19 protein-coding genes are annotated in these 21,610 nt (G+C 51.0%); 5 read left to right on the top strand and 14 right to left on the bottom strand.

All coding sequences use genetic code 11. From position 1 onward, the window contains the following. Positions 1 to 46 precede the first annotated feature (46 nt). The 4 genes from HGH92_RS15035 to HGH92_RS15050 all read right to left on the bottom strand — a co-directional run bounded on the left by HGH92_RS15035 (position 47) and on the right by HGH92_RS15050 (position 3,786). Complete coding sequence (locus tag HGH92_RS15035) at positions 47 to 511, bottom strand: MarR family winged helix-turn-helix transcriptional regulator (RefSeq protein ID WP_168871627.1); 465 nt, start codon at positions 509 to 511, stop codon at positions 47 to 49. A 227-nt stretch (positions 512 to 738) separates the two neighbouring features. Then, on the bottom strand, positions 739 to 1,914 hold the full coding sequence (gene uxuA, locus HGH92_RS15040; protein WP_168871628.1) for a mannonate dehydratase: 1,176 nt from the start codon (positions 1,912 to 1,914) through the stop codon (positions 739 to 741). Positions 1,915 to 2,028: 114 nt separating this feature from the next. Continuing rightward, positions 2,029 to 3,345, bottom strand: coding sequence for a glycerate kinase (locus HGH92_RS34180; protein ID WP_317166443.1), 1,317 nt, complete (start codon positions 3,343 to 3,345; stop codon positions 2,029 to 2,031). A gap of 9 nt (positions 3,346 to 3,354) precedes the next feature. Continuing rightward, positions 3,355 to 3,786, bottom strand: coding sequence for a hypothetical protein (locus HGH92_RS15050; protein WP_168871630.1), 432 nt, complete (start codon positions 3,784 to 3,786; stop codon positions 3,355 to 3,357). Between the two features lie 195 nt (positions 3,787 to 3,981). On the opposite strand from HGH92_RS15050, the gene HGH92_RS15055 reads away from it, so the two are divergent. Beyond that, entirely contained in the window at positions 3,982 to 7,047 is a 3,066-nt protein-coding gene (locus HGH92_RS15055) for an amidohydrolase family protein (RefSeq protein WP_168871631.1), read from the top strand. A 14-nt stretch (positions 7,048 to 7,061) separates the two neighbouring features. Next, entirely contained in the window at positions 7,062 to 8,354 is a 1,293-nt protein-coding gene (locus HGH92_RS15060) for an amidohydrolase family protein (protein ID WP_168871632.1), read from the top strand. 73 nt (positions 8,355 to 8,427) lie between these two features. On the opposite strand, the gene tyrS is transcribed toward HGH92_RS15060, so the two are convergent. Next, on the bottom strand, positions 8,428 to 9,708 hold the full coding sequence (gene tyrS / locus HGH92_RS15065) for a tyrosine--tRNA ligase (RefSeq protein WP_168871633.1): 1,281 nt from the start codon (positions 9,706 to 9,708) through the stop codon (positions 8,428 to 8,430). Positions 9,709 to 9,888: 180 nt separating this feature from the next. On the opposite strand from tyrS, the gene HGH92_RS15070 reads away from it, so the two are divergent. Next, on the top strand, positions 9,889 to 10,584 hold the full coding sequence (locus HGH92_RS15070; protein WP_168871634.1) for a hypothetical protein: 696 nt from the start codon (positions 9,889 to 9,891) through the stop codon (positions 10,582 to 10,584). Positions 10,585 to 10,636: 52 nt separating this feature from the next. On the opposite strand, the gene rfbD is transcribed toward HGH92_RS15070, so the two are convergent. The 6 genes from rfbD to HGH92_RS15100 are packed head-to-tail and all read right to left on the bottom strand — an operon-like array spanning position 10,637 to position 16,556. Next, positions 10,637 to 11,503, bottom strand: a complete 867-nt coding sequence (gene rfbD, locus HGH92_RS15075; RefSeq protein WP_168871635.1) for a dTDP-4-dehydrorhamnose reductase — start codon at positions 11,501 to 11,503, stop codon at positions 10,637 to 10,639. A gap of 15 nt (positions 11,504 to 11,518) precedes the next feature. Continuing rightward, positions 11,519 to 12,073: a dTDP-4-dehydrorhamnose 3,5-epimerase gene (gene rfbC / locus HGH92_RS15080; protein ID WP_168871636.1), complete on the bottom strand. Its 555-nt coding sequence runs from the start codon at positions 12,071 to 12,073 to the stop codon at positions 11,519 to 11,521. Positions 12,074 to 12,081: 8 nt separating this feature from the next. After that, positions 12,082 to 13,137, bottom strand: coding sequence for a dTDP-glucose 4,6-dehydratase (rfbB, locus tag HGH92_RS15085; RefSeq protein ID WP_168871637.1), 1,056 nt, complete (start codon positions 13,135 to 13,137; stop codon positions 12,082 to 12,084). A gap of 18 nt (positions 13,138 to 13,155) precedes the next feature. After that, the gene (locus HGH92_RS15090; protein WP_168871638.1) at positions 13,156 to 14,100 is read right to left on the bottom strand and encodes a UDP-glucuronic acid decarboxylase family protein; all 945 of its coding nucleotides are present in this window, start codon (positions 14,098 to 14,100) and stop codon (positions 13,156 to 13,158) included. Positions 14,101 to 14,124: 24 nt separating this feature from the next. Then, positions 14,125 to 15,435, bottom strand: a complete 1,311-nt coding sequence (locus HGH92_RS15095) for a UDP-glucose dehydrogenase family protein (protein ID WP_168871639.1) — start codon at positions 15,433 to 15,435, stop codon at positions 14,125 to 14,127. Next, positions 15,432 to 16,556, bottom strand: a complete 1,125-nt coding sequence (locus tag HGH92_RS15100) for a DegT/DnrJ/EryC1/StrS family aminotransferase (protein ID WP_410493931.1) — start codon at positions 16,554 to 16,556, stop codon at positions 15,432 to 15,434. Before HGH92_RS15100 ends, HGH92_RS15095 begins: the two co-directional genes overlap by 4 nt. Positions 16,557 to 16,681: 125 nt before the next feature. Between HGH92_RS15100 and HGH92_RS15105 the strand changes: the two genes are divergently transcribed. Next, positions 16,682 to 17,941, top strand: a complete 1,260-nt coding sequence (locus tag HGH92_RS15105) for a 3-deoxy-D-manno-octulosonic acid transferase (protein ID WP_168871641.1) — start codon at positions 16,682 to 16,684, stop codon at positions 17,939 to 17,941. On the opposite strand, the gene HGH92_RS15110 is transcribed toward HGH92_RS15105, so the two are convergent. Further along, positions 17,911 to 18,804 carry a hypothetical protein gene (locus HGH92_RS15110; RefSeq protein ID WP_168871642.1) on the bottom strand — a complete coding sequence of 298 codons (894 nt, stop codon included), beginning with the start codon at positions 18,802 to 18,804 and terminating at the stop codon, positions 17,911 to 17,913. The genes HGH92_RS15105 and HGH92_RS15110 overlap by 31 nt on opposite strands. Positions 18,805 to 18,893: 89 nt before the next feature. Here HGH92_RS15110 and HGH92_RS15115 point away from each other — a divergent pair, with 89 nt between their 5' ends. Next, entirely contained in the window at positions 18,894 to 19,463 is a 570-nt protein-coding gene (locus tag HGH92_RS15115) for a thymidine kinase (RefSeq protein WP_168871643.1), read from the top strand. Positions 19,464 to 19,573: 110 nt separating this feature from the next. Here the strand turns inward: HGH92_RS15115 and HGH92_RS15120 are convergent, their stop codons facing one another. Together HGH92_RS15120 and accC are read right to left on the bottom strand one after the other, a co-directional pair. After that, positions 19,574 to 20,059 (bottom strand): GtrA family protein, encoded by a 486-nt coding sequence (locus tag HGH92_RS15120; protein WP_168871644.1) that lies wholly within the window; start codon positions 20,057 to 20,059, stop codon positions 19,574 to 19,576. A 56-nt stretch (positions 20,060 to 20,115) separates the two neighbouring features. After that, a complete protein-coding gene (accC, locus tag HGH92_RS15125; RefSeq protein ID WP_168871645.1) occupies positions 20,116 to 21,606 on the bottom strand; it encodes an acetyl-CoA carboxylase biotin carboxylase subunit in 1,491 nt (496 codons plus the stop codon). Positions 21,607 to 21,610: the final 4 nt, after the last annotated feature.

Consider the following 21,610-nt stretch of genomic DNA (forward strand, 5'->3'; position numbering starts at 1 on the left):
GGTTAAAAGCGTTTGGAATGCGTACAGTACAGAGGGTATGGCAGTGTTACAGGTTCAGCCCTGCATGCAGTCGCAGGAGTACCTGTTTTAAGGAGGCGATGTCTTCTTCTCCTACGATTTCAACGTAGCTTGTTTCAATTTCCTTGATAGACTCAGAGGCTTCTATCAGCAGCATTTTTCCCATATCGGTGAGGAAGATAAGGGCGGCGCGGTTGTCGGTGTCATGTTTGCGGGTGGCAATGTAGCCTTCTGCTTCCAGGTTTTTGACCACCTTGCTCATCGCTTGTTTGCTGATACGGGCTTTTTTAGCCAGTTCGTTGTTGATGGTGCCTGCATCGTCGATGTTGATCAGGACCACCATGTCGCCGGGGCGGAAGTTCTTGTAGCCCCGGTCCAGCAGCCTTTCTGTCAGTCGCTGGTCGAGGTCTTTTTTCACGAGGCTGAGCAGCCGGCCCAGGCTGGACTTTCTCCTGGCCAGGGATGCTTCGTACCTTTCTTCTGTTGTACTCATAAATACTGTGTAGGTTTGGTATGTTGAAACAACGAAGGGCTGACATGTGGTCAACCCTTCGATCAAATATGATTATGGTAAAGAACAGTGCTGTTTGTACACGTAATCAGCCATTACGGTATGGTCTCAAATATGCTTTCTGCTCTGGCGTAGCATCTCAGTCCGACGATGGTATTGCTTATCCCCACCCTTACTCTTTGTGCAGACCTGATGCTGGTAGATGTCAGTCAATCAGAGCCTAAAGCCCCCGCTATGCCCATTTCCAGGCCTCTCAGCTCTGCCAGTCCGCGCAGGCGGCCAATAGCGCTGTAACCCGGATTGGTTTTTTTCTGCAGATCGTCCAGCATCTGATGCCCATGGTCCGGCCGCATTGGAATGGAAACATTGCGGCGTTTCATGGTGACCAGGATGTTTTTCACCACGGCAAACATGTCTACGTCGCCTTCGAGGTGATTGGCTTCGTGGAAGTTGCCCTGTGCGTCACGTTGTGTGCTGCGCAGATGGATGAAATGGATATGATCGCCCAGCCGTTCGATCATGCCCGGCAGATCGTTATCAGCGCGCACACCGTAAGAGCCGGTGCAGAAACACAGTCCGTTGGAGGCGTAGGGAGCGGCGATCAGCAGCTCTTTGGCATCCTGCTCAGTGCTCACGATACGGGGCAGCCCAAAAATCGGGAACGGAGGATCATCCGGATGGATGGCCAGTTTCACGCCCACCTCTTCGGCTACCGGTGCTATCTGTTGCAGGAAATAGAACAGGTGCAGCTTCAGTTGGGTGGCGTCAATACCTTTGTATTTGTCGAGTGCCGCCTGGAACTGTGCCAGGGTGAAGCTCTCTTCGGAGCCGGGCAGGCCGGCGATAATATTTTTCTGTAACAGCTGTTTGGACGCTTCGGTCATGCTGTCGAAATGTTCTTTCGCGCGGGAGACTTCCTCCAGGGTATAGTCTTGTTCCGCGTCAGGACGTTTCAGCATGAACAGGTCGAACGCCATGAAAGCTGCTTTTTCAAAACGCAGTGCCCTGGAACCATCGGCCACCTCGTAATTCAGGTCGGTACGGGTCCAGTCCAGCACCGGCATGAAATTGTAAGTCACTACGTGGATACCGGCAGCAGCGAGGTTACGGATAGATTGCTGGTAATTGGCAATATATTCCCGGAAATTACCGCTCTGCGTTTTAATATCTTCATGAACAGGGATGCTCTCCACTACAGACCAGGTAAGGCCCGCGGCTTCGATCTCCGATTTACGCTTTAAAATTTCTTCTGTCGTCCACACTACTCCATTGGGTACATGGTGCAATGCTGTTACGATACCAGTAGCACCGGCCTGTTTTATATCAGACAGGCTAACCGGATCATTGGGCCCGAACCATCGCCATGTCTGTTCCATTCTCAGCATAATGCAATATTAGTTTTAGTAAAATCCAGAACTTATGAATCAAACCCCAAAAATAGAATCTATCAGCAGATAATCAAAGTTTAAATAACAAAAGCTGTGTGTTGATTTTTGTGTTTAGGTGATCAGTACGATCATGAGGTCCATCACGTTGGTTTGTGTAGGACCTGTAATCAGCAACCCGCCTGCTTTTGAGAAGAATGTCCAGGCGTCCTGCTGCTGTAAAAAATGTGGTGCGTCGAGTTGCAGGGCAGCGGCCCGTTCCAGCGTATGGCTGTCAACGATGGCGCCGGCGGCGTTCGTAGGCCCGTCAGTACCATCCGTACCGGCACTAAGCAGGGTGATGCCTTCCTGTGCTGCAAGCCTGATAGCTGCGGCCAGAGCCAGCTGTTGATTGCGGCCTCCTTTGCCGGTGCCGGTGACCTGTACGGTTGTTTCCCCGCCGGCAAGCAAACAGCCGGGGCGTGGTCCCTGCCAGGCAATGGCGGTTGCTGTCAGCATGTCGGCCACCGTATGGGCGTCGCCGGTAGTATCGGCGGCCAGCACCTGCGGATGGTACCCCAGTTCGCGCGCCTTGTCTGCCGCGGCTTCCAGGGCGATACGATTGGTGCCGGCAAGATAATGATGTACCTGCCTGAAAAAAGGACTGTCTGCCTTGGGCGTATCGGAGATAACACCGGCAATGCCATTCTCAAGGTAATGAAGCAGGGCGGGTGGCAGTTGCGCCAGCAGCCCGTACTTTTTCAGGATGGCCATGGTATCGGCAAAGGTGGACGGGTCAGGTACTGCCGGCCCGGAGCCGATCACGCTCAGATCGTCGCCCACCACATCACTGAGCACCAGCGCACATAACGTGGCCGGGTATATGTTTTGTGCCAGCCATCCGCCCTTTATTTTAGAGAGATGCTTACGCACGATGTTCATTTCGTGAATATTGGCCCCACTGTTCAGCAGCAGGGAGAACAGCTGTTGTACGTCCGCCAGTGAACTGCCTTCCGGCACATCGGCCAGCAGGGCCGAAGCACCGCCCGACAGCAGCAGTATCACCAGGTCGTCCGCCTGGGCTGTTGCCGCTATTTCCAGGAACCGCCGCGAAGCCTCCAGGCTGTATTCGTCCGGCACGGGGTGACCGGCTTCCAATAGGGTGAGGTGTTGCAGCGGCAGGCCATGCCCGTGTTTGGTGACAACCAGCCCCTCAGGGCGCATATGCCCGTCCAGCACCTTCTCCAGCTCCTGCGCCATAGCAGCTGATGCCTTGCCAGCGCCCAGCACGATCAGCCGCCCCTGTGGGGACAAAACATATTCATCTCCCGAAATAACAAGGGTGGAAGGGTCTTTTATCTGCACATGACGGCGTATCAGCTGAACAGGATGTACAGCTGATACGGCATGCATGAAGATGGTTTGTATGTCGCCGGTGGCTGAAATGATAATACCTTTTGGTTATGGGCGCGTAGCCTGTTTACGTTGCCTTTTCTTTTCCATCTTTTCTTCCAGATGCTCTTTTTTGCTCATCTCCCAGTCGTTCCATTTCTTATACTGGGAAGCGGTAAGTACCGTCTTGAAACGCTGGCTGCGCTCAGATTCCAGTGCTTTCAGCTGCTGCATTCTTTCTTTTTTGGACAATCCGGTATTGGCGTGGATAGCATCCTTACGACGGATAATGTCAGTATTGATGGTGTAGATCTGCTGGTACTGGTCCCGGTTGAGGCCTACCTTTCTGGATATTTTGTCGCTGATCTTATCGGCCCTGCCTTCTACGCCCCAGCGTCCACGGTTATTGGTGCTGTCCTGGGTTTGTGCAGCGGTGGTCAGCCGGATGCCGGTCAACAGGCAACACAGCAGCAGTACCGTGGGAAGCGAAAATATCTTCATAGTCAGCTATTATTAAATGAAATTTAGACAAACTTAATGGGTAAACCCTTGTCAAATTATCCCTTTTTCGTGTTAATGCAAAAACTATTCATCGCTACCGCTCATAAAAAAAAGCGATAATTACTAACACCCCGGGCAATCATTTATTACATTTAAGACCAGCAACTGAAAATCTGAATCGAAAAAAAACCGAACATGAAAAGAGCTTTTGAGAAACCCGGGAGGGCACTGCTGTCCCGTGGCGTCGCCTATGCCCTGAACCGGCACCGCAGCAAGCTGTTGGTGTTCTCGCTACTGTTGGCAGGCTCCTATGCCCATGCACAGGAAACCTTTCCGGTAAACGGAATTGCGGACCCTAAAGACAGGTGTTTCGCTTTCACCCACGCTACCATCGTTAAAGATGCGCAGACCACCCTCAGCAACGCTACGCTGGTGATCCGCGACGGTAAAATTATAGATGCCGGCCCCGCTGCTGCCATCCCTAAAGACGCAGTGGTGGTGGATTGTAAAGGAAAGTACATCTATCCTTCCTTTGTGGACATCTTCAGCAACTACGGCCAGGCCGACGTAAAACGTATTAGCGGTGGCTGGAACGCGCCGCCACAGTTTCTTTCCAACACTAAAGGCGCTTATGGCTGGAACCAGGCCATCCGGAGCGAAATAAATGCAGTGGACCTGTTCACCACCGATGAAACCAAAGCAGCAACCCTGCGGGAAGCCGGCTTCGGAACAGTGGCCACCCAGCAGATGGACGGCGTGGCCCGCGGCACCGCCGCACTGGTGACCCTGGCGGGCGACAAGGAAAACAAAGTGATTGTCCGCGAGAAAGTAGCCGCGGGCTACTCATTCGACAAAGGCAGTTCCACACAGAACTATCCCAACTCGCAAATGGGATATATCGCCCTGCTGCGCCAGACTTACCTCGACGCGCAATGGTACAGGTCACAACCCGCCAAAGAAGGCGTAAACCTCAGCCTCCAGGCCTGGAACGCCAACCAGCAGCTGCCCCAGATTTTTGAAGTAAAAGATAAATGGGATGCCCTGCGGGCAGATAAAATAGGCGATGAATTTGGCGTACAATACATCATCAAAGCCGGCGGCAACGAATACCAGCGCATCGCGGAAATTGCGGCCACCAAAGCCACTTTTATCCTGCCGCTGAATTTCCCCGGTGCTATCGACGTGGAAGACCCCAGCGATGCCCGTTTTGTATCACTGACAGAAATGAAACACTGGGAGATGGCGCCCTCACAGCCAGCTGCTTTTGAGAAAGCCAATATCCCGTTCTGCCTCACCGCTGCAGATCTGAAAGATTTGAAATCATTCCTGGGCAACGTACGCAAAGCCATCGAATACGGCCTGAGCGAACAAAAAGCGCTCGATGCCCTCACCAAAACACCCGCCACCACACTGAAAGTATATGATAAAGTAGGCAGCCTCGAAGCAGGCAAACTGGCCAACTTCCTCATCACTTCCGGCCCGGTGTTCAAAGAAAATACCCTCATCCTGCAGAACTGGGTCCAGGGCAACCGCTACCTCGTTAAGCAGGACGCATGGAATGATATCCGTGGCATCTATACTGTTACCCTTTCGCCGGGCAACAGCCTCACGCTGGACGTGAAAGGCACCGCCTCCGCACCACTGGTGGCCGTATTACAGAAAGACACCATCCCCGGCCGCATCGATGTCAACGGGAAGTTGGTGACCCTGTCTTTGCCGCTCGTCAAAAATGGCCGCAGCAATGTTAGGCTCAGTGGCCTGATCGGTGAAAACGGCTGGTCCGGCACCGGGGTAGACACCAGCGGCGCCACCGTAAGATGGAACGCCGTATTTGCCCGCACCGCCCCCGCCAAAAGCGACTCCGCCAGGAAAGGCGCTCCGGTGGACATGGGACCATTGTATTATCCGTTTAGCGGTTATGGTTGGGACAAACAACCGCAGCAACAGGATATCCTGATTAAAAATGCTACAGTATGGACCAATGAAAAAGACGGTAAACTGGAGAACACCGACGTACTGGTACGCGGCGGCAAAATCGCGCAGATCGGCAAAAACCTGTCAGCCGGTAATGCCCGCGTGATCGACGGTACCGGCAAGCACCTGTCTGCCGGCATCATTGACGAGCATTCCCACATCGCTATCTCCAACGGCGTAAACGAGTCTTCACAGGCTGTTACCGCTGAAGTGCGCATCGGCGACGTGCTCAATCCCGATGATGTGAATATCTACCGTCAGCTGAGCGGCGGCGTTACGGCCTCCCATCTGCTGCATGGCAGCGCCAACCCCATCGGTGGCCAGTCACAGCTCATTAAACTGCGCTGGGGCCAGGATGCGGAAGGTCTGAAAGTAACCAACTGGGACCCCTTCATCAAATTTGCATTGGGGGAAAACGTGAAACAGTCCAACTGGGGCGAGCGTAATACCGTACGTTTCCCGCAAACCAGGATGGGCGTGGAGCAGGTATATGTAGATGCGTTTACCCGTGCCCGTGACTATGAAAGGCAGGGCGCCGGCAAACGCCGCGACCTGGAACTGGACGCGCTGGTGGAAATCCTCAACGCCAAACGTTTCATTACCTGCCACTCTTATGTGCAAAGTGAAATCAATATGCTGATGCATGTGGCTGACAGCTTCCATTTCCGCGTCAACACTTTCACCCATATCCTCGAAGGGTATAAAGTGGCGGATAAAATGAAAGCCCATGGCGCCGGCGCCGGTACTTTCGCCGACTGGTGGGCATACAAAATGGAAGTACAGGACGCCATCCCTTACAATGCCGCCATCATGCATAAAGTAGGCGTGGTCACCGCCATCAACTCCGATGACGCTGAAATGGCCCGTCGCCTGAACCAGGAAGCCGGCAAAATCGTGAAATACGGTGGTGTGCCGGAAGAAGAAGCGCTTAAAATGGTAACGCTCAATCCTGCCCGCCTGCTGCATGTGGATAACCGCATGGGCAGCATCAAAGTAGGTAAGGATGCCGATCTGGTACTGTGGAGCGATAATCCGCTGAGCATCTATGCCAAAGCGGAAAAAACAATCGTGGACGGTATCGTGGAGTTTGACCGCGACTATGACCTGCAGCTGCGTCAACGCATCGCTGCAGAGCGCAACCGCCTTGTACAGAAACTGCTGGGCGAAAAGAAAAAAGGCACGCCTACACAGAAAGCCGCCTTCACACCAGACGAAATGTACCATTGTGAAGATCTGCAGGCTGGTCACCAGGAAGGTCTCGGATTAACTACCAACGCCGGGTTATAAAAAACTGAAACATCATGAAAAGAAGCATATATCTACTGGCCCTGGCCTTCGGCGTAAGTTCCGCCTATGCCCAGGAGACCATTTTGCCGGCCCGCCCGCAGGACAAGCCGGTATATCTCACCAACGCAATTATCCATGTTGGCAACGGTCAGGTGATCGAAAACGGCACCATCGCTTTTGCCAAAGGAAAAATAACGGCTGTCGGCGCCAGCGTGCCCACCTCCGGCGACGCTACCGTGCTGGATATGAAAGGACAGCATGTGTATCCGGGCATCATTGCGCCGGACACCAAACTGGGACTGGTGGAGTTTGAAAGCGTAAGGGCCACCGTCGATGCCCGCGAAGTAGGGGAGATCAATCCTTCCATCCGCTCCATCATCTCCTATAATACCGATTCCAAAGTGATCAACACGCTGCGGTCCAACGGGATCCTGCTGGCGCAGGTAACGCCGGAAGGAGGCATTGTCAGCGGTACTTCCTCTGTGGTGCAGCTGGACGCGTGGAACTGGGAAGATGCTGCCTATAAAACAGACAACGGGCTACATTTCTTTATGCCCCGCCTGATGAATGTAGGCTCTGGTCGTGGCTTCAGAGGTCCTCAGGCCAAAGATCCCGTGAAAGAAGGCCTGGAAAAAATTGAAACCGTCAGGGTGTTTTTCCGCGAGGCGAAAGCATATCTCCAGGAAAACAAACATGCTGCCACCAACATCAAATTTGAGTCGATGCGCAAGCTGTTCAGCCGTGAACAGAAACTGTTCATCCACTGTGAACTGGTAAAGGAAATGCTGATCGCCATTGACTTCGCCAAAGAGTTCAACATGGACGTGGTAATTGTTGGCGGAGCAGACTCCTGGCAGATTGCCGATCTCCTGAAGCAAAACAACATCGCCGTAGTGCTCACGCAGCCGCATAGCCTGCCGCTGATGCAGGACGATGATATTGATCAGCCTTATAAAACGGCCGCGCAACTGCAAAAAGCGGGCGTGTTGTTTTGCCTGAGCAATGAAGGTTTCTGGCAACAGCGCAACCTTGGTTTTGAAGCCGGTACCGCCAGCACCTTTGGCCTGAGCCGTGAAGAGGCGCTGTCGGCAGTAACACTGAATGCCGCTAAAATACTGGGTATTGACAAAATTGCCGGATCGCTGGAAACGGGCAAAGACGCCAATATCGCCGTGAGTGCCGGCGATATGCTGGATATGAAGTCCAGCGTGATCACCCGTGCTTTTATCCAGGGCCGGGAAGTGAACCTGGACAACAAGCAGCATCAGCTGTATGAAAAATATCAACAGAAGTACGGTATCAAATAATCGCGTTGGTATCCACAATAAAAAAGGGAAGATCAATGATGATCTTCCCTTTTTTATTGTGGATAAAGTTTGCTTACACCGCTTTTACGAGGAAATAGTTTTTCCCTTTCTGAAGCAGTATATATTTATCCCGGAGGAGAGAGCTGGTGTTGATCACCATTTCGACGCCGGGCACTTTTACTTTATTGACGCTTACACCGCCACCCTGCACGGTTTTGCGGGCTTCGCCCTTGCTGGGGAAGATACCGGTTTCCGCGAGGAAACTAACGATGTCTTTGCCTGCTTCGAGTTCTGCTTTCGCTACTTCATGTTGAGGCACGCCGGCCATTACCTCCACCAGGTCTTCTTCAGACAGAGACAGCAGCAGGTCGGCCGTATTTTTATTATACAGGATAGAAGAGGCTTCTACTGCGAATTTATAGGCATCTTCCCCGTGGATAAAGGTGGTTACTTCTTGTGCCAGCCTTTTCTGGAGCAGGGTTTTGCCTGGGTCTTGCCTGTGTTCGGCGATGAGTGCGTCTACTTCTTCCTTCTCCATGAAGGTGAAGATTTTGATGTAGCTTTCTGCATCGTCGTCTGTGGTGCGCAGCCAGAACTGGTAAAACGCATAAGGCGAAGTCCTTTTCGGGTCCAGCCATACGGTGCCTTGTTCGGTTTTACCGAATTTGGTGCCGTCAGCTTTTTTGATCAGCGGGCAGGTGAAGGCGAAGGCCTGGCCCTGTGCCTTGCGGCGGATCAGTTCTGTGCCGGTCACGATATTGCCCCATTGGTCGGAGCCGCCCATCTGCAGTTTACAGTTTTTGGCGGTATACAGATGAAAGAAGTCGTATCCCTGAATGAGCTGATAGGTAAATTCGGTGAAAGACATCCCGTTATCGCCTTCGATTCTTTTTTTCACAGAATCTTTGGCCATCATATAATTAACGGTGATGTGCTTACCCGTATCGCGGATAAAGTCGAGGAAGGAAATGTGTTGAAACCAGTCGTAGTTATTCACCATTTCCGCCGCATTAGGTTTGGCAGGATCAAAGTCCAGGAAGCGTTCCAGCTGTTTTCTGATACCGTCCACGTTTTTACGGAGAGTTTCATCGTCGAGCATCTTCCTTTCTTCTGCCTTGAATGAGGGGTCGCCCACCATACCGGTAGCGCCGCCCACTAACGCCAGGGGCTTATGTCCTGCCTTTTGCAGGTGCACCAGCAACAGGATGGGTACCAGGCTACCGATGTGCAATGACTCTGCAGTAGGGTCAAAACCAATGTAAGCAGTGGTCATTTCCTTTTGCAGTTGCTCTTCCGTGCCAGGCATCATATCCTGTAGCATACCCCGCCAGCGCAGTTCTTCTATCAGATTCATGATTCAATAACAATTTTTGCAAACCTACACAAAAATGTCTGAACAGGGGAGATAAGCTGTAAAGCACTGTTTTTTCGGCAGCTTGCGGAAATGCCGTATTTTTAACCGGAAGCCATGATCAGGCTGGTTGCAATCATATTTATATACCTTGTTATATATTATCTCCAAAATTTATTTGTTATGAAAAAAGGATGGTGTTTTATCCTGATGTTACTATTGGCCGGGTCACTGTCAGCACAGGATTGTGCCGGTTATTATTACCTGCTCAACAATGCGCAGGTGGAAATGACCATGTACGACGGAAGCAACGCCGCAGTGGGCAAAACGGTTTATAAAGTGAGCAATGTACAGAAGGAGGCAACAGGCACCACCTCCAATTTCACGGCAACGGTATTTGATAAATCCGATAAGATGATCACCACCAGCCAGGGCACTTTCAAATGCGGTGGTGACGGTATTGCGCTGGATATGAAAATAGGCATGCCTTCACTCTCCCAGTTGAAAGACCTGAAAATGGAAGCTAAAACCACCAATGCGTTCCTGAATTATCCGGCTAATATGCAGGTAGGACAGGAGCTGAAAGGGGGGACATTTGAAATGGCCGGTAATATGGGCGGTATGGACATTGGCATTGCCTACACCGTGAGCAACCGGAAAGTGGTAGGCAAAGAGAAGGTGACCACTCCTGCCGGCAGCTGGAACTGCTATAAAATCAACTACAACCTCTCGTTTAAAATGCAGATGCTGGGAAACAGTGTGCCCATGGACCTGACAGCCACTGAATGGTTTGCGCCCGGGTTCGGGATGGTGAAGACGGTATCTTACAGAGAAGGAAAAGAGGCTGGCTCGACGATGATCACCAGTTTCAAAAAATAACGGCACTACTTAAATAAAAACGGCCTTGTATCACTACAAGGCCGTTTTTTATTTACATCCTCCGGAGGCATTTCACCAGGCTGTCGCGCCAGTAGGGAATATGTATGCCAAAGGTGTTTTTGATTTTTTCTTTGTTCAGTACGCTGTAGGCAGGCCTTGAGGCAGCTGTCTTGTATTTGTCGGAAGTAACAGGCAGTACTGTGGTGGTAGCAGCGGTGAGCTCCTTAATGGTAACGGCAAAGTCGTACCAGCTGGTTACGCCTTCGTTGCTATAGTGGTAAACGCCACCGAGTGAAGCGTCGGAATGATCTGCTTTGTATTGCAGGATGTCCAGCAGGGCAACGGCGAGGTCGCCTGCATAGGTAGGCGTACCTGCCTGATCAAACACTACGCTGAGCTCTTCTCTTTCCCGCATCAGTTCCTGCATACGTTTCACGAAGTTGACCGCGTACTCGGAATACAGCCAGGATGTGCGTACCACGATAGTATCGGGGTTGTACCCGGTGGCTGCCGCTTCTCCGCGAAGTTTGGATGCGCCGTAGATGCTCTGTGGGTCGGTATCGTCGGTTTCTGCGTAAGGCACGTTCTGTTTGCCGTTGAACACGTAATCGGTGGAGATGTGTATCAGCTGGGCGTTATGCTGTGCACAGATTTCCGCCAGTGATAAAACAGCCTGGAAGTTGAGCCTAAAGGCATTTTCCTCATCAGCTTCCGCTTTATCTACTGCCGTATAGGCGGCACAGTTAATACAGGCATCTATCTGGTTGGCGCTGAAATAAGCGGCCAGCGATTCAGCGCTGGTGATATCCAGTTCGTTGGCATCAGTAAAGAGCAGGTTGAACTGTGGATAAGCTGCTGACGCGCTTTTCAGGGATTGTCCCAATTGGCCGTTTCCGCCGGTAATAAGAATATTTTTCATGACAAATAGCTGCTGTTAAAAGACAAAGTTATGGGTAACATCTGCCAGTTTGGGCAGTAGGAGATCTTTTTCTGAAACCAGCGCTTTTTCCAGGTCAATGCCCCAGTCGATGTCCAGCGCCGGATCATTAAAGATAATGCCGCCTTCACTGCCTTTATGATAGAAGTTATCACATTTATACATGACTTCGGCGGTTTCGCTGATAACGGAATAACCGTGAGCAAATCCTTTAGGGACCAGCAATTGCTTCTTGTTTGCTGCGCTAAGCTCTATCGCGTAGGACTTGCCATAGGTAGGCGAACCTTTGCGGAGGTCAACTACTGCGTCTACGATAGCACCTTCCAGTACTCTGATGAGTTTGGTTTGTGCGTAAGGTTCCAGCTGATAGTGTAACCCTCTCAACACTCCGTAGGTAGAGCGTGCCTGGTTGTCCTGAACGAAATTGTATTCTATGCCGGCAGCACGAAAGGTATTAGCATTGTAGCTCTCGAAAAAATATCCACGATGGTCTCCAAATACGGTTGGCTCAAATATGATCAATCCGGGAAGTCCGGTTTCTGAAAATGGCATAACTATAATTATCTCTTTTGATATTGCTCCTGATAATAATTTTGATAATCGCCGCTGGTCACGTGTTGTAACCATTCTTCGTTGGCAAGGTACCACTCTACTGTTTTTTCCAGGCCTTCTTCAAACTGGAGGGATGGCTCCCAGCCCAGTTCCTTGTTCAGCTTGGTGGCGTCTATTGCGTAGCGCAGGTCATGGCCGGCACGGTCTTTTACAAAAGTGATCAGTTGGGCGGAAGTACCTTCCTGGCGGCCCAGTTTCTGGTCCATGATACGGCACAACAGCTGTATCAGGTCTATGTTTTTCCATTCGTTGAACCCACCAATGTTGTAAGTTTCACCAATGCGGCCCTTGTGGAAGATAGTATCAATGGCGCGTGCATGATCATTTACATACAGCCAGTCACGCACATTTTCTCCTTTTCCATATACGGGTACCGGCTTGTTGTTCTTGATGTTATGGATCGCCAGCGGGATCAGCTTTTCAGGGAAATGGTGTGATCCATAGTTATTGGAACAGTTGGAGATAATGGCCGGCAGATGGTAAGTATGGTAATAAGCCATTACAAAATGGTCGGAGCTGGCTTTGGACGCAGAGTACGGTGAGCGCGGGTCGTAGGCTGTTGTCTCATGGAAAAAACCTTCTTCACCGAGTGAACCATATACTTCATCGGTAGACACATGGTAAAACAGTTTGTTGTCCATGTTGTCTTTCCAGTATTTGCGGGCGGTATTGAGTAATACGGCCGTGCCCATTACGTTGGTCCTGATGAAAGCCAGTGGGTCCATAATAGAGCGGTCCACATGGCTTTCAGCAGCAAGATGTATTACGCCATCAAACTGGTACTTTTCGAAAAGCTGATCGATGAACGCTTCGTCAGTAATATCTCCTTTTTCAAAAATATAATTTGGAAGATCTTTTACATCCAGCAGGTTTTCGAGGTTACCGGCGTAAGTTAATGCATCCAGGTTCACGATCTGATAGTCGGGATATTTGGTGACAAATAATCTGACTACATGTGACCCAATGAAGCCTGCCCCGCCAGTAATAAGTATTCTCCGTTTCATGGAATGGATAATAATTTTTTATTTTAATAATGCTTGTTTGAAATATTCGTAGGTGATCTTTAATCCTTCCTGTCTGCCCACCTTCGGTTCCCATCCCAGCAGGGTGCGGGCTTTGGTGATGTCCGGCTGCCGCTGTTTAGGATCGTCTTTGGGTAATGGGTGATAAACGATCTGTTGTTTGGAACCTGTCAGCGCGAGGATTTCCTCTGCAAACTGGTTAAGCGTGATCTCTTCCGGGTTACCGATGTTCACGGGCAGATGGTAATCGCTCAGCAGCAGCCGGTAAATACCTTCAACGAGATCATCTACATAACAGAAAGAACGGGTTTGTTTGCCGTCCCCGAACACGGTCAGGTCCTGTCCGCTCAGCGCCTGGCTCATAAAGGCCGGTAATGCACGGCCATCGTTGAGGCGCATACGTGGGCCGTAAGTGTTAAAGATACGGACGATCCGGGTTTCTACGCCATGAAAATTATGATAGGCCATGGTAATGGATTCCAGGAATCTTTTGGCTTCATCGTACACGCCCCGTGGCCCTACAGGGTTTACATTTCCCCAGTATTCTTCGGTTTGCGGATGTACGTTGGGATCGCCATATACTTCGGAAGTGGAAGCCACCAGTATGCGGGCTTTCTTTTCCTTGGCCAGTCCCAGCAGGTTGTGTGTGCCCAGCGATCCTACTTTCAGGGTCTGGATCGGCATTTTCAGGTAATCTATAGGGCTGGCCGGCGAAGCGAAATTAAGGATATAATCCAGTTTACCCGGTACATGGATAAACTTGGTCACATCATGATGATAATATTCGAAATCCTGCAAGGGGAACAGGTGTTCAATGTTTTTGATATTGCCGGTAAGAAGGTTGTCCATGGCAATCACATGAAAACCTTCCTTAATGAAGCGGTCGCACAGATGCGAGCCCAGGAAGCCGGCGGCGCCGGCTATCAGGATTCTCTTTTTTTCCATGTATTCAGGGGTATGTGGTGATCGTTAAGCAATGGCAGCACGGCCTACACTCTCATAATGGTATCCCATTTCCTTCATACGCGCTACTTCAAAAAGATTACGGCCATCGAAGATGGCTTTGTGTTTCAGGGCAGCGGAGATCTTGTTGAAATCCGGTGTTCTGAACACGCTCCACTCGGTGGCAATGATCAGTGCATCGGCCTTGTCCAGGCAGGTGTACTGATGGTCGGCATATGTTATTTTATCGCCTACTACCTGCCTTACGTTTTCCATCGCTTCAGGATCAAACACGGTCACGGTGGCGCCGGCGGCCAGCAGGGCATCGATGATGTACAAGGCAGGCGCTTCGCGGATATCGTCTGTGTTAGGCTTGAATGCCAGTCCCCATAATGCGAAATGTCTGCCTTTCAGGTCATCATTAAAGAAGGCTTTTATTTTAGGCAACAAAAACAGCTTCTGTTTTTCGTTGACGTCCATAACGGCGTTCAGTATCCGGAAGTCGTAGTTGGCATCCCGGGAAGATTTTACCAGTGCCTGTACGTCTTTCGGGAAACAGCTGCCGCCGTAACCGATACCGGGGAACAGGAATCTCTTTCCGATACGGTCGTCGCTGCCAATGCCTCTGCGGACCATGTCCACATCGGCGCCCAGTTTTTCACACAACACCGCAATCTCGTTCATGAAAGAGATTTTAGTGGCAAGGAATGAGTTGGCGGCGTATTTGGTCAGCTCAGCGGATTTTTCATCCATGTATATAACCGGGTTGCCCTGTCTCACAAAAGGAGCATAGAGCTCACCCATGATTTTGCGGGCCCTTTCGGAATTGGTACCGATGACCACACGGTCGGGTTTCATAAAATCGTCGACAGCCACGCCTTCACGCAGAAACTCCGGATTGGACACTACATCGAAAGGCGTCTTGCAGTGTTGTGCAATCGCTGCTGTCACTTTTTCGGCCGTACCTACCGGTACCGTGCTTTTGTCAACGATCACCTTATAATCGGTCATCAGTTTGCCCAGCTGGTCTGCTACTCCCAGTACAAAAGACAGGTCAGCAGCACCGTCTGCACCAGGCGGTGTTGGCAGCGCCAGGAAAACAACTTCCGCATGGCGGATGCCCTCTTCCAGGCTGGTGGTGAAAAACAAACGTTCTTCCTTGAGGTTGCGTTCAAACAGTTTCTCCAGTCCCGGCTCATAAATGGTGATCTGGCCGGCGGATAATTTCGCTACTTTGTTGACATCGATATCTACGCAGGTAACCTCATTGCCTGTTTCGGCGAAACAGGTACCGGTTACCAGCCCTACATAACCGGTGCCTACTACTGTAATCTTCATGCTGGGGGATGATTTAGAAATGATTTGACAGAATGAATAATGTGATCTAACTGATCTTTGTCCATTTCAGTGTGTATCGGCAAGGAAATCACCTTGGTGGTGAGGTTATCGGTTACGGGTAAATCAAAGGCCGCACTGCCAAAATGCTCGAACATTTTCTGACGATGGGCTGGTACGGGGTAATAGATCATGGACGGCACCTGTTTTTCTGCCAGGTATTGTTGCAGCTTGTTCCTGTCTGCTCCGTTTAACTGGATGGTATATTGGTGAAACACATGATAGCTGTTGGCGGCACGATAAGGCGTAGTGATCTGTGGCATATCGGCGAAAGCGGCGTCATAGGCATCTGCCACGGCCCTGCGGGCATTGATGTATTCGTCGAGTAACGGCAGTTTGATACGCAATACCGCTGCCTGTACAGAATCAAGGCGGGAGTTGACCCCTACCACGTCGTGATAGTAGCGGGCTGACTGGCCGTGGTTGGCCACCATCCTGATTTTGGCTGCCAGGGCGTCGTCGTTGGTAAACAGCGCGCCACCGTCGCCATAACATCCCAGGTTTTTGGAAGGGAAGAAGGAGGTGCAGCCGATGTGGCCAATGGTACCGGCTTTTTTCACGGTGCCATCTGCCAGGGTATAGTTACCGCCGATGGCCTGTGCGTTATCTTCAATTACATACAGGTTGTGTTTGGCGGCAACAGCCATCAACGGCTCGAGGTCTGCCACGTGCCCGTACAGGTGTACCGGCACGATTGCCTTGGTTTTAGGGGTGATCGCTTTTTCCACGGCAGCCACATCAAGACAGTAAGTTTTAGGGTCTACGTCCACAAATACGGGCTTCAGCTGGAGGAGGGCTATCACCTCTGCGGTGGCGATAAAAGTAAAGGAAGGAGTAATCACTTCGTCACCGGGCTGCAGGTCCAGTGCCATCATCGCGATTTGTAAGGCATCGGTGCCATTGGCGCATGGGATCACATGCTTGATGTCCAGATATTGCTGCAGCTCTTCCGCAAACTTCTGCACGGCCCCGCCGTTAATAAAAGCGGCACTTTCCAGTACTTCCTGGATAGCAGCGTCCACTTGCGGTTTAATCTTCGTATACTGGCGTTTCAAGTCAACCATCTGAATAGGCACCATATAATATGTATATTTTTATTTTGTTTAAAGTGTGCAAATTTACAAATTTTGGGATTGGGTGGGGATTATCTTTGCAGGACGATTAAATTTCAGTAAAAGTACGCAGGCGAATGTTAGCAAGGGCAATTTATAATACAGGTATCCGTTTGTACAGGGCAGGAGTAGGCCTGGCAGCCATGGGCGGTAAAAAGAAGGCATCTTTATGGCTGAATGGCCGTCAACACTGGCGTTCGCGGATGCAGCAGGCCGGTATCGGCCGGCACCCGCTGATTTGGGTACATGCCGCCTCCCTCGGCGAGTTTGAACAGGGCAGGCCGGTACTGGAAGAACTCCGCCGGCAGTATCCCGGATATAAAATTTTGTTAACATTTTTTTCGCCCTCCGGATACGAAGTCAGAAAAGACTACCCCGGTGCTGACTATGTATGTTACCTGCCGCTCGATACTTACCGCAATGCAAGGGATTTTATCGACATCGCCAGGCCTGCGCTGGCCATCTTTATTAAATATGAATTCTGGTACCATTTCCTCACGGAACTGTATACACGAAAAATACCGGTACTGCTCGTATCGGGTATTTTCCGGGAAGGCCAGATTTTTTTCAAAGGATATGGCGGCATGTTCCGCCGGTTGCTGCAACAACTGACGCATATCTTCGTCCAAAACGAAGCGTCCCTGCGCCTCTTACAGGGTATTGGCATTCAAACGGCCAGCATCAGTGGGGATACGCGGTTCGATCGGGTGGCGGCGCTGCTTACCGAACAGGTTTCCCTGCCGCTGATGGAGCAGTTTGCAGGTGGCCACCGGTTGCTGGTGGCGGGCAGCACCTGGCCGGAAGATGAGCAACTGCTGGCTTCCTGGTGGCAGCAGGCCGACCGTCAGGGCATGAAACTGGTCATCGCCCCCCATGAAATCCACGAATCACATATCCGGCAAATACAGTCCCTGTTTCCCTCAGCAGTGACCTGGTCCGCCCTGAAGGCGGGCGCAGCTCCCTCCGATGTGCTGGTTATCGATAATATAGGTATGCTCACTGCCCTGTACTGCTACGCATATATCGCCTATGTAGGCGGCGGCTTTGGAAAAGACGGTATCCATAACCTGCTGGAACCGGCAGTATACTGTAAACCCGTGATCATCGGTCCGGAGTACAGCAAATATTTTGAGGCGGTGGAACTGGTGGCGCTGAAAGGCGCGCTGGCCGTGTCGGGGCTCACTAACCTCGACGACTATATGAAACGGCTGCTGAACGAGCCCGCTTTTTATGAGAAAACCGCGTCTGTAGCGGGCAACTATGTGATGGACAATAAAGGGGCTACCGGAAAAATCCTGCAATACATTCAGGAAAACCGTTTCCTCAGCAGGGAATAGAACTGCTTTACCAGGTGATGGTCATCCTGCCATCCCTGAATGATCTTGATTTCCCGCTGGATCCAATAATCGGCTTCCTGCAGGGTACTACATTCATTAATGGTTTTGACAGAACGTTCGTAGAGGTCAGTGTCACCGCGAAACAGTTCCTGGATGAACTGGTACTTGTCGTTGATGCCGATGGCTGCGCGCAGGTCTTTCACTGGCATGTCGCCCAGTTTCTGGGCCACTTCCGTTTGTTGCTGCCGCAGGCGGTCGTTCAGGGAAAGGCCGCTATGGTTGCCTACCAGTTCATTAAGGTCTTTGCGGATGCCGTTGGTGTCGGGCACTGTCTGGGATTTAGCCGGCGCTGGTGTGGGGGCTGGCGGCGGAGGGGCCGGTGCCTCGGTCTGGTCGAACAGGGTGGCCGGGGGCATCTTCTCCTTTTCTTTCTCTTTTTCCTTTTCTTTTTCCCTGACAGGAAGATCCTGGGAAACAGGTTCCTGTAAAGGCTCTCTGGCAGGGAGAGGTGTATTGGCGGCCAGCGTGGGAATAGGTTGGGCCGTTATTACCGGTTCCGGTTTGGAAGGAACAGGATCTGCTGCCACAACGGATTGTGGATAACCTGCAGCGGGTACTTCCGGTTTATCTGCCGGTAATGTTGTAGTTTGCGCTGCGGTTGTAACCGGTACGGATAAAGGGGCCTGCACAGGCATGATCACAGCAATGTCTTGTCTGTTCTGCATCTCCTGCTGCTGTTGTTTGTTACGCACATACAACACCTCTGCCTGCAGCAACTGTACATAGTATGAAATCGCCTGCAGGTCTGCACCGGAATTTTTCAATTCCTGTAACTTCTCAATTAATGCATTTATTTTTTCCATGCCTTAATTGTTAACGCTTAGTGATAGGAATTATTTTATTTAGATAAAATTAGCGTATTTTAATTAATTAATAATCAAAATAATACAATATGTTTATTGAACCTTCTCTTGCAGGAGGACGGAGGGGCTGGATCGAGGTAATTTGCGGCTCTATGTTCTCGGGAAAAACCGAAGAGCTGATCCGCCGCCTGAAACGTGCCCGTATTGCCAACTTAAAGGTAGAGATCTTTAAACCGGTGATAGATACACGTTATGATGAAGGTAGTATAGTATCACATGATGAAAATAAGATTGTTTCCACACCCATCGAGAACTCCCAGCAAATTTTGTTGCTTGCGCAGGGAGTGGACGTGATAGGCATAGATGAAGCACAGTTTTTCGATGCGGAGCTGCCCAATGTGTGCGACCAGCTGGCGTTACAGGGCATCCGTGTAATAGTGGCCGGACTGGATATGGATTATACCGGTAAGCCCTTCGGGCAGATACCGTTTATGCTGGCCAAAGCCGATTATATCACAAAACTGCATGCCATCTGCGTATGCTGCGGCAACATCGCCAATTATTCCTACCGCAAATCGGCATCAACGGAAACGCTGCTGCTGGGCGAAAAAGACCTGTACGAGCCCCGTTGCAGGCACTGCTACTACGAGGTGAAATAACAGTATACATCATAAAAACGTATGGCCGGTCTGCTCAGAGACCGGCCATACGTTTTTATGAATAGATTGTTGCCCTGGGCTTCCGCCCCGGGACTTTTAAGGTGCTGGCCTCAGCCGGCGGTTTGTTTTACCTTAAAAGTGAATTTTTTCTGGGTGAGATAGCTGAAAGTGACTACCAGCGCTGTAGTAAAAATCTTGCCCACGGTAGGATAGAAGTGCAGTTTGTCTACAAACAGCTTCATGAAGAAGTAGTTGAGCAGAATGCAGATACCCACCAGCAGGAAGTAGCGGAACAGCTGTACACGGCCCCGGATATTGGAATCCGAGAACACCACGTATTTGCTGAGCAGGAAGCCTGTAGGGAACGTCACTGCCATAGACATAAACAGGGCCGCGATGTGGGCGCTGATGTCAATAAAGGGAAGATGTATCATTTCCTTCTGCAACACAAAGTTGTAGCAGATGAAATATAGAAAAATATCCATAGCCGTATTTCCGCCACCACAGGCAAGGTAGCGAAAGGTCTGCCGGGGCATTACCCGGGCAAACGGCTGATAGAAAAAGTCGATTATCTGTAGTATGATCCTGCGTAACATGTTAAAAGCTGGCGCAAAGTTAGTCGTTTTCGAATTTTTCGCCGACCTATTTAAACTTATCTTAACATATTTCTTTTTTTCCAGGCAGATGAGGGCTGTTTTTCATAACCGGTCGCTGACTGTAAAGCTACGTTTTGTTGCTGCCACACCTGTGCAGCCAGTATGGCCGCCAGTTTATCTATCTCCGGGCGCTCTTCCAGCAAGGCTTGCGGCGTATAATATTTATTGATAAAATTGGTATCAAAACGGCCTTCAATAAACGCCGGCTGTTGCAGTGCCCAGTAGCCGAAGGGGAGGGTGGTGCGGATGCCTTTCACCTGGTATTCTTCAATGGCCCGGATAAGGCGGTGGCGCGCTTCTTCGCGGGTACTGCCCCAGGCAATAAGTTTGGCGATCATCGGATCATAAAAGATAGGGATGTTCATGCCTTGTTCGTAGCCGTCATCTACCCGTACACCGTAGCCCTGCGGGCGCACATATGTTTCCAGGCATCCGGTGTCCGGCAGGAAGTTGTTGGCCGGGTCTTCGGCGCATATACGCAGTTCTATGGCATGTCCGTTGATGGTGAGGTCTTCCTGCGAAAACGACAGTTTTTCGCCGCGGGCCACCCGTATCTGCTCCTTCACCAGGTCGAGTCCCGTGATCAGCTCTGTGACAGGGTGTTCCACCTGCAGGCGGGTGTTCATCTCGAGGAAATAGAAATTCAGTTGCTCGTCTACCAGGAATTCCACGGTGCCGGCGCCATAATAATTACAGGCTTTGGCCACGTCCACTGCGCATTTGCCCATAGCGGCCCGGATAGCGGGCGTTAGTACGGACGATGGTGCTTCTTCTATCAGTTTCTGGTGGCGGCGCTGGATAGAGCATTCCCGCTCAAAGAGGTATACACAGTTGCCATGCTGGTCGCCCAGTATCTGTATTTCAATGTGGCGGGGAGCGCCCACATATTTTTCAATGAAAACGGCATCATCGCCAAAGGCGCTGAGGGCTTCACTTTTAGCCAGCCGGATCTGTTCTTCCAGTTCTTCGGGAACGTTGACCACGCGCATGCCTTTGCCACCGCCGCCGGCGGAAGCTTTGATCAGGATAGGGAAACCGGTTTTTTTCACTACTTCCCGCGCTTCTTCCACGCTGCGTAGCGGCGTTTCAGTACCAGGCACCATCGGCACCCCGAACTTTTGCGCGGCCTGTTTGGCGGCCAGTTTGCTGCCCATCACCTCAATGGAGGCGGCAGCAGGACCGATAAAAGTGATACCGGCGTCGGTCACCTGTTGCGCGAAACGCGCATTTTCGCTTAGAAACCCGTAGCCCGGATGGATAGCGTCTGCGCCTCTTTCTTTAGCCACTGTAATGATCTTTTCTCCCAGCAGGTATGACTGGCTGGAAGGTGCCGGTCCTATACATACCGCTTCATCGGCATACTGCACAAAAGGCATGGTGCGGTCGGCTTCAGAATAAACGGCTACTGTCTTGATTCCCATTTCATGCGCAGAACGCATGATGCGTAAGGCTATTTCTCCACGATTGGCTACCAGGATCTTTTTCATGCAA

The organism is Chitinophaga varians, from assembly GCF_012641275.1.
GTDB classification, from domain to species: Bacteria; Bacteroidota; Bacteroidia; order Chitinophagales; family Chitinophagaceae; genus Chitinophaga; species Chitinophaga varians_A.

Excerpts from the sequence above, each read along its gene's own strand:
- HGH92_RS15035 (WP_168871627.1), bottom strand. The coding sequence starts at position 511 with ATGAGTACAACAGAAGAAAGGTACGAAGCATCCCTGGCCAGGAGAAAG.
- uxuA (WP_168871628.1), bottom strand. The coding sequence starts at position 1,914 with ATGCTGAGAATGGAACAGACATGGCGATGGTTCGGGCCCAATGATCCG.
- HGH92_RS15050 (WP_168871630.1), bottom strand. The coding sequence starts at position 3,786 with ATGAAGATATTTTCGCTTCCCACGGTACTGCTGCTGTGTTGCCTGTTG.
- HGH92_RS15055 (WP_168871631.1), top strand. The coding sequence starts at position 3,982 with ATGAAAAGAGCTTTTGAGAAACCCGGGAGGGCACTGCTGTCCCGTGGC.
- HGH92_RS15060 (WP_168871632.1), top strand. The coding sequence starts at position 7,062 with ATGAAAAGAAGCATATATCTACTGGCCCTGGCCTTCGGCGTAAGTTCC.
- tyrS (WP_168871633.1), bottom strand. The coding sequence starts at position 9,708 with ATGAATCTGATAGAAGAACTGCGCTGGCGGGGTATGCTACAGGATATG.
- HGH92_RS15070 (WP_168871634.1), top strand. The coding sequence starts at position 9,889 with ATGAAAAAAGGATGGTGTTTTATCCTGATGTTACTATTGGCCGGGTCA.
- rfbD (WP_168871635.1), bottom strand. The coding sequence starts at position 11,503 with ATGAAAAATATTCTTATTACCGGCGGAAACGGCCAATTGGGACAATCC.
- rfbC (WP_168871636.1), bottom strand. The coding sequence starts at position 12,073 with ATGCCATTTTCAGAAACCGGACTTCCCGGATTGATCATATTTGAGCCA.
- rfbB (WP_168871637.1), bottom strand. The coding sequence starts at position 13,137 with ATGAAACGGAGAATACTTATTACTGGCGGGGCAGGCTTCATTGGGTCA.
- HGH92_RS15090 (WP_168871638.1), bottom strand. The coding sequence starts at position 14,100 with ATGGAAAAAAAGAGAATCCTGATAGCCGGCGCCGCCGGCTTCCTGGGC.
- HGH92_RS15095 (WP_168871639.1), bottom strand. The coding sequence starts at position 15,435 with ATGAAGATTACAGTAGTAGGCACCGGTTATGTAGGGCTGGTAACCGGT.
- HGH92_RS15100 (WP_410493931.1), bottom strand. The coding sequence starts at position 16,556 with ATGGTTGACTTGAAACGCCAGTATACGAAGATTAAACCGCAAGTGGAC.
- HGH92_RS15105 (WP_168871641.1), top strand. The coding sequence starts at position 16,682 with ATGTTAGCAAGGGCAATTTATAATACAGGTATCCGTTTGTACAGGGCA.
- HGH92_RS15110 (WP_168871642.1), bottom strand. The coding sequence starts at position 18,804 with ATGGAAAAAATAAATGCATTAATTGAGAAGTTACAGGAATTGAAAAAT.
- HGH92_RS15115 (WP_168871643.1), top strand. The coding sequence starts at position 18,894 with ATGTTTATTGAACCTTCTCTTGCAGGAGGACGGAGGGGCTGGATCGAG.
- HGH92_RS15120 (WP_168871644.1), bottom strand. The coding sequence starts at position 20,059 with ATGTTACGCAGGATCATACTACAGATAATCGACTTTTTCTATCAGCCG.
- accC (WP_168871645.1), bottom strand. The coding sequence starts at position 21,606 with ATGAAAAAGATCCTGGTAGCCAATCGTGGAGAAATAGCCTTACGCATC.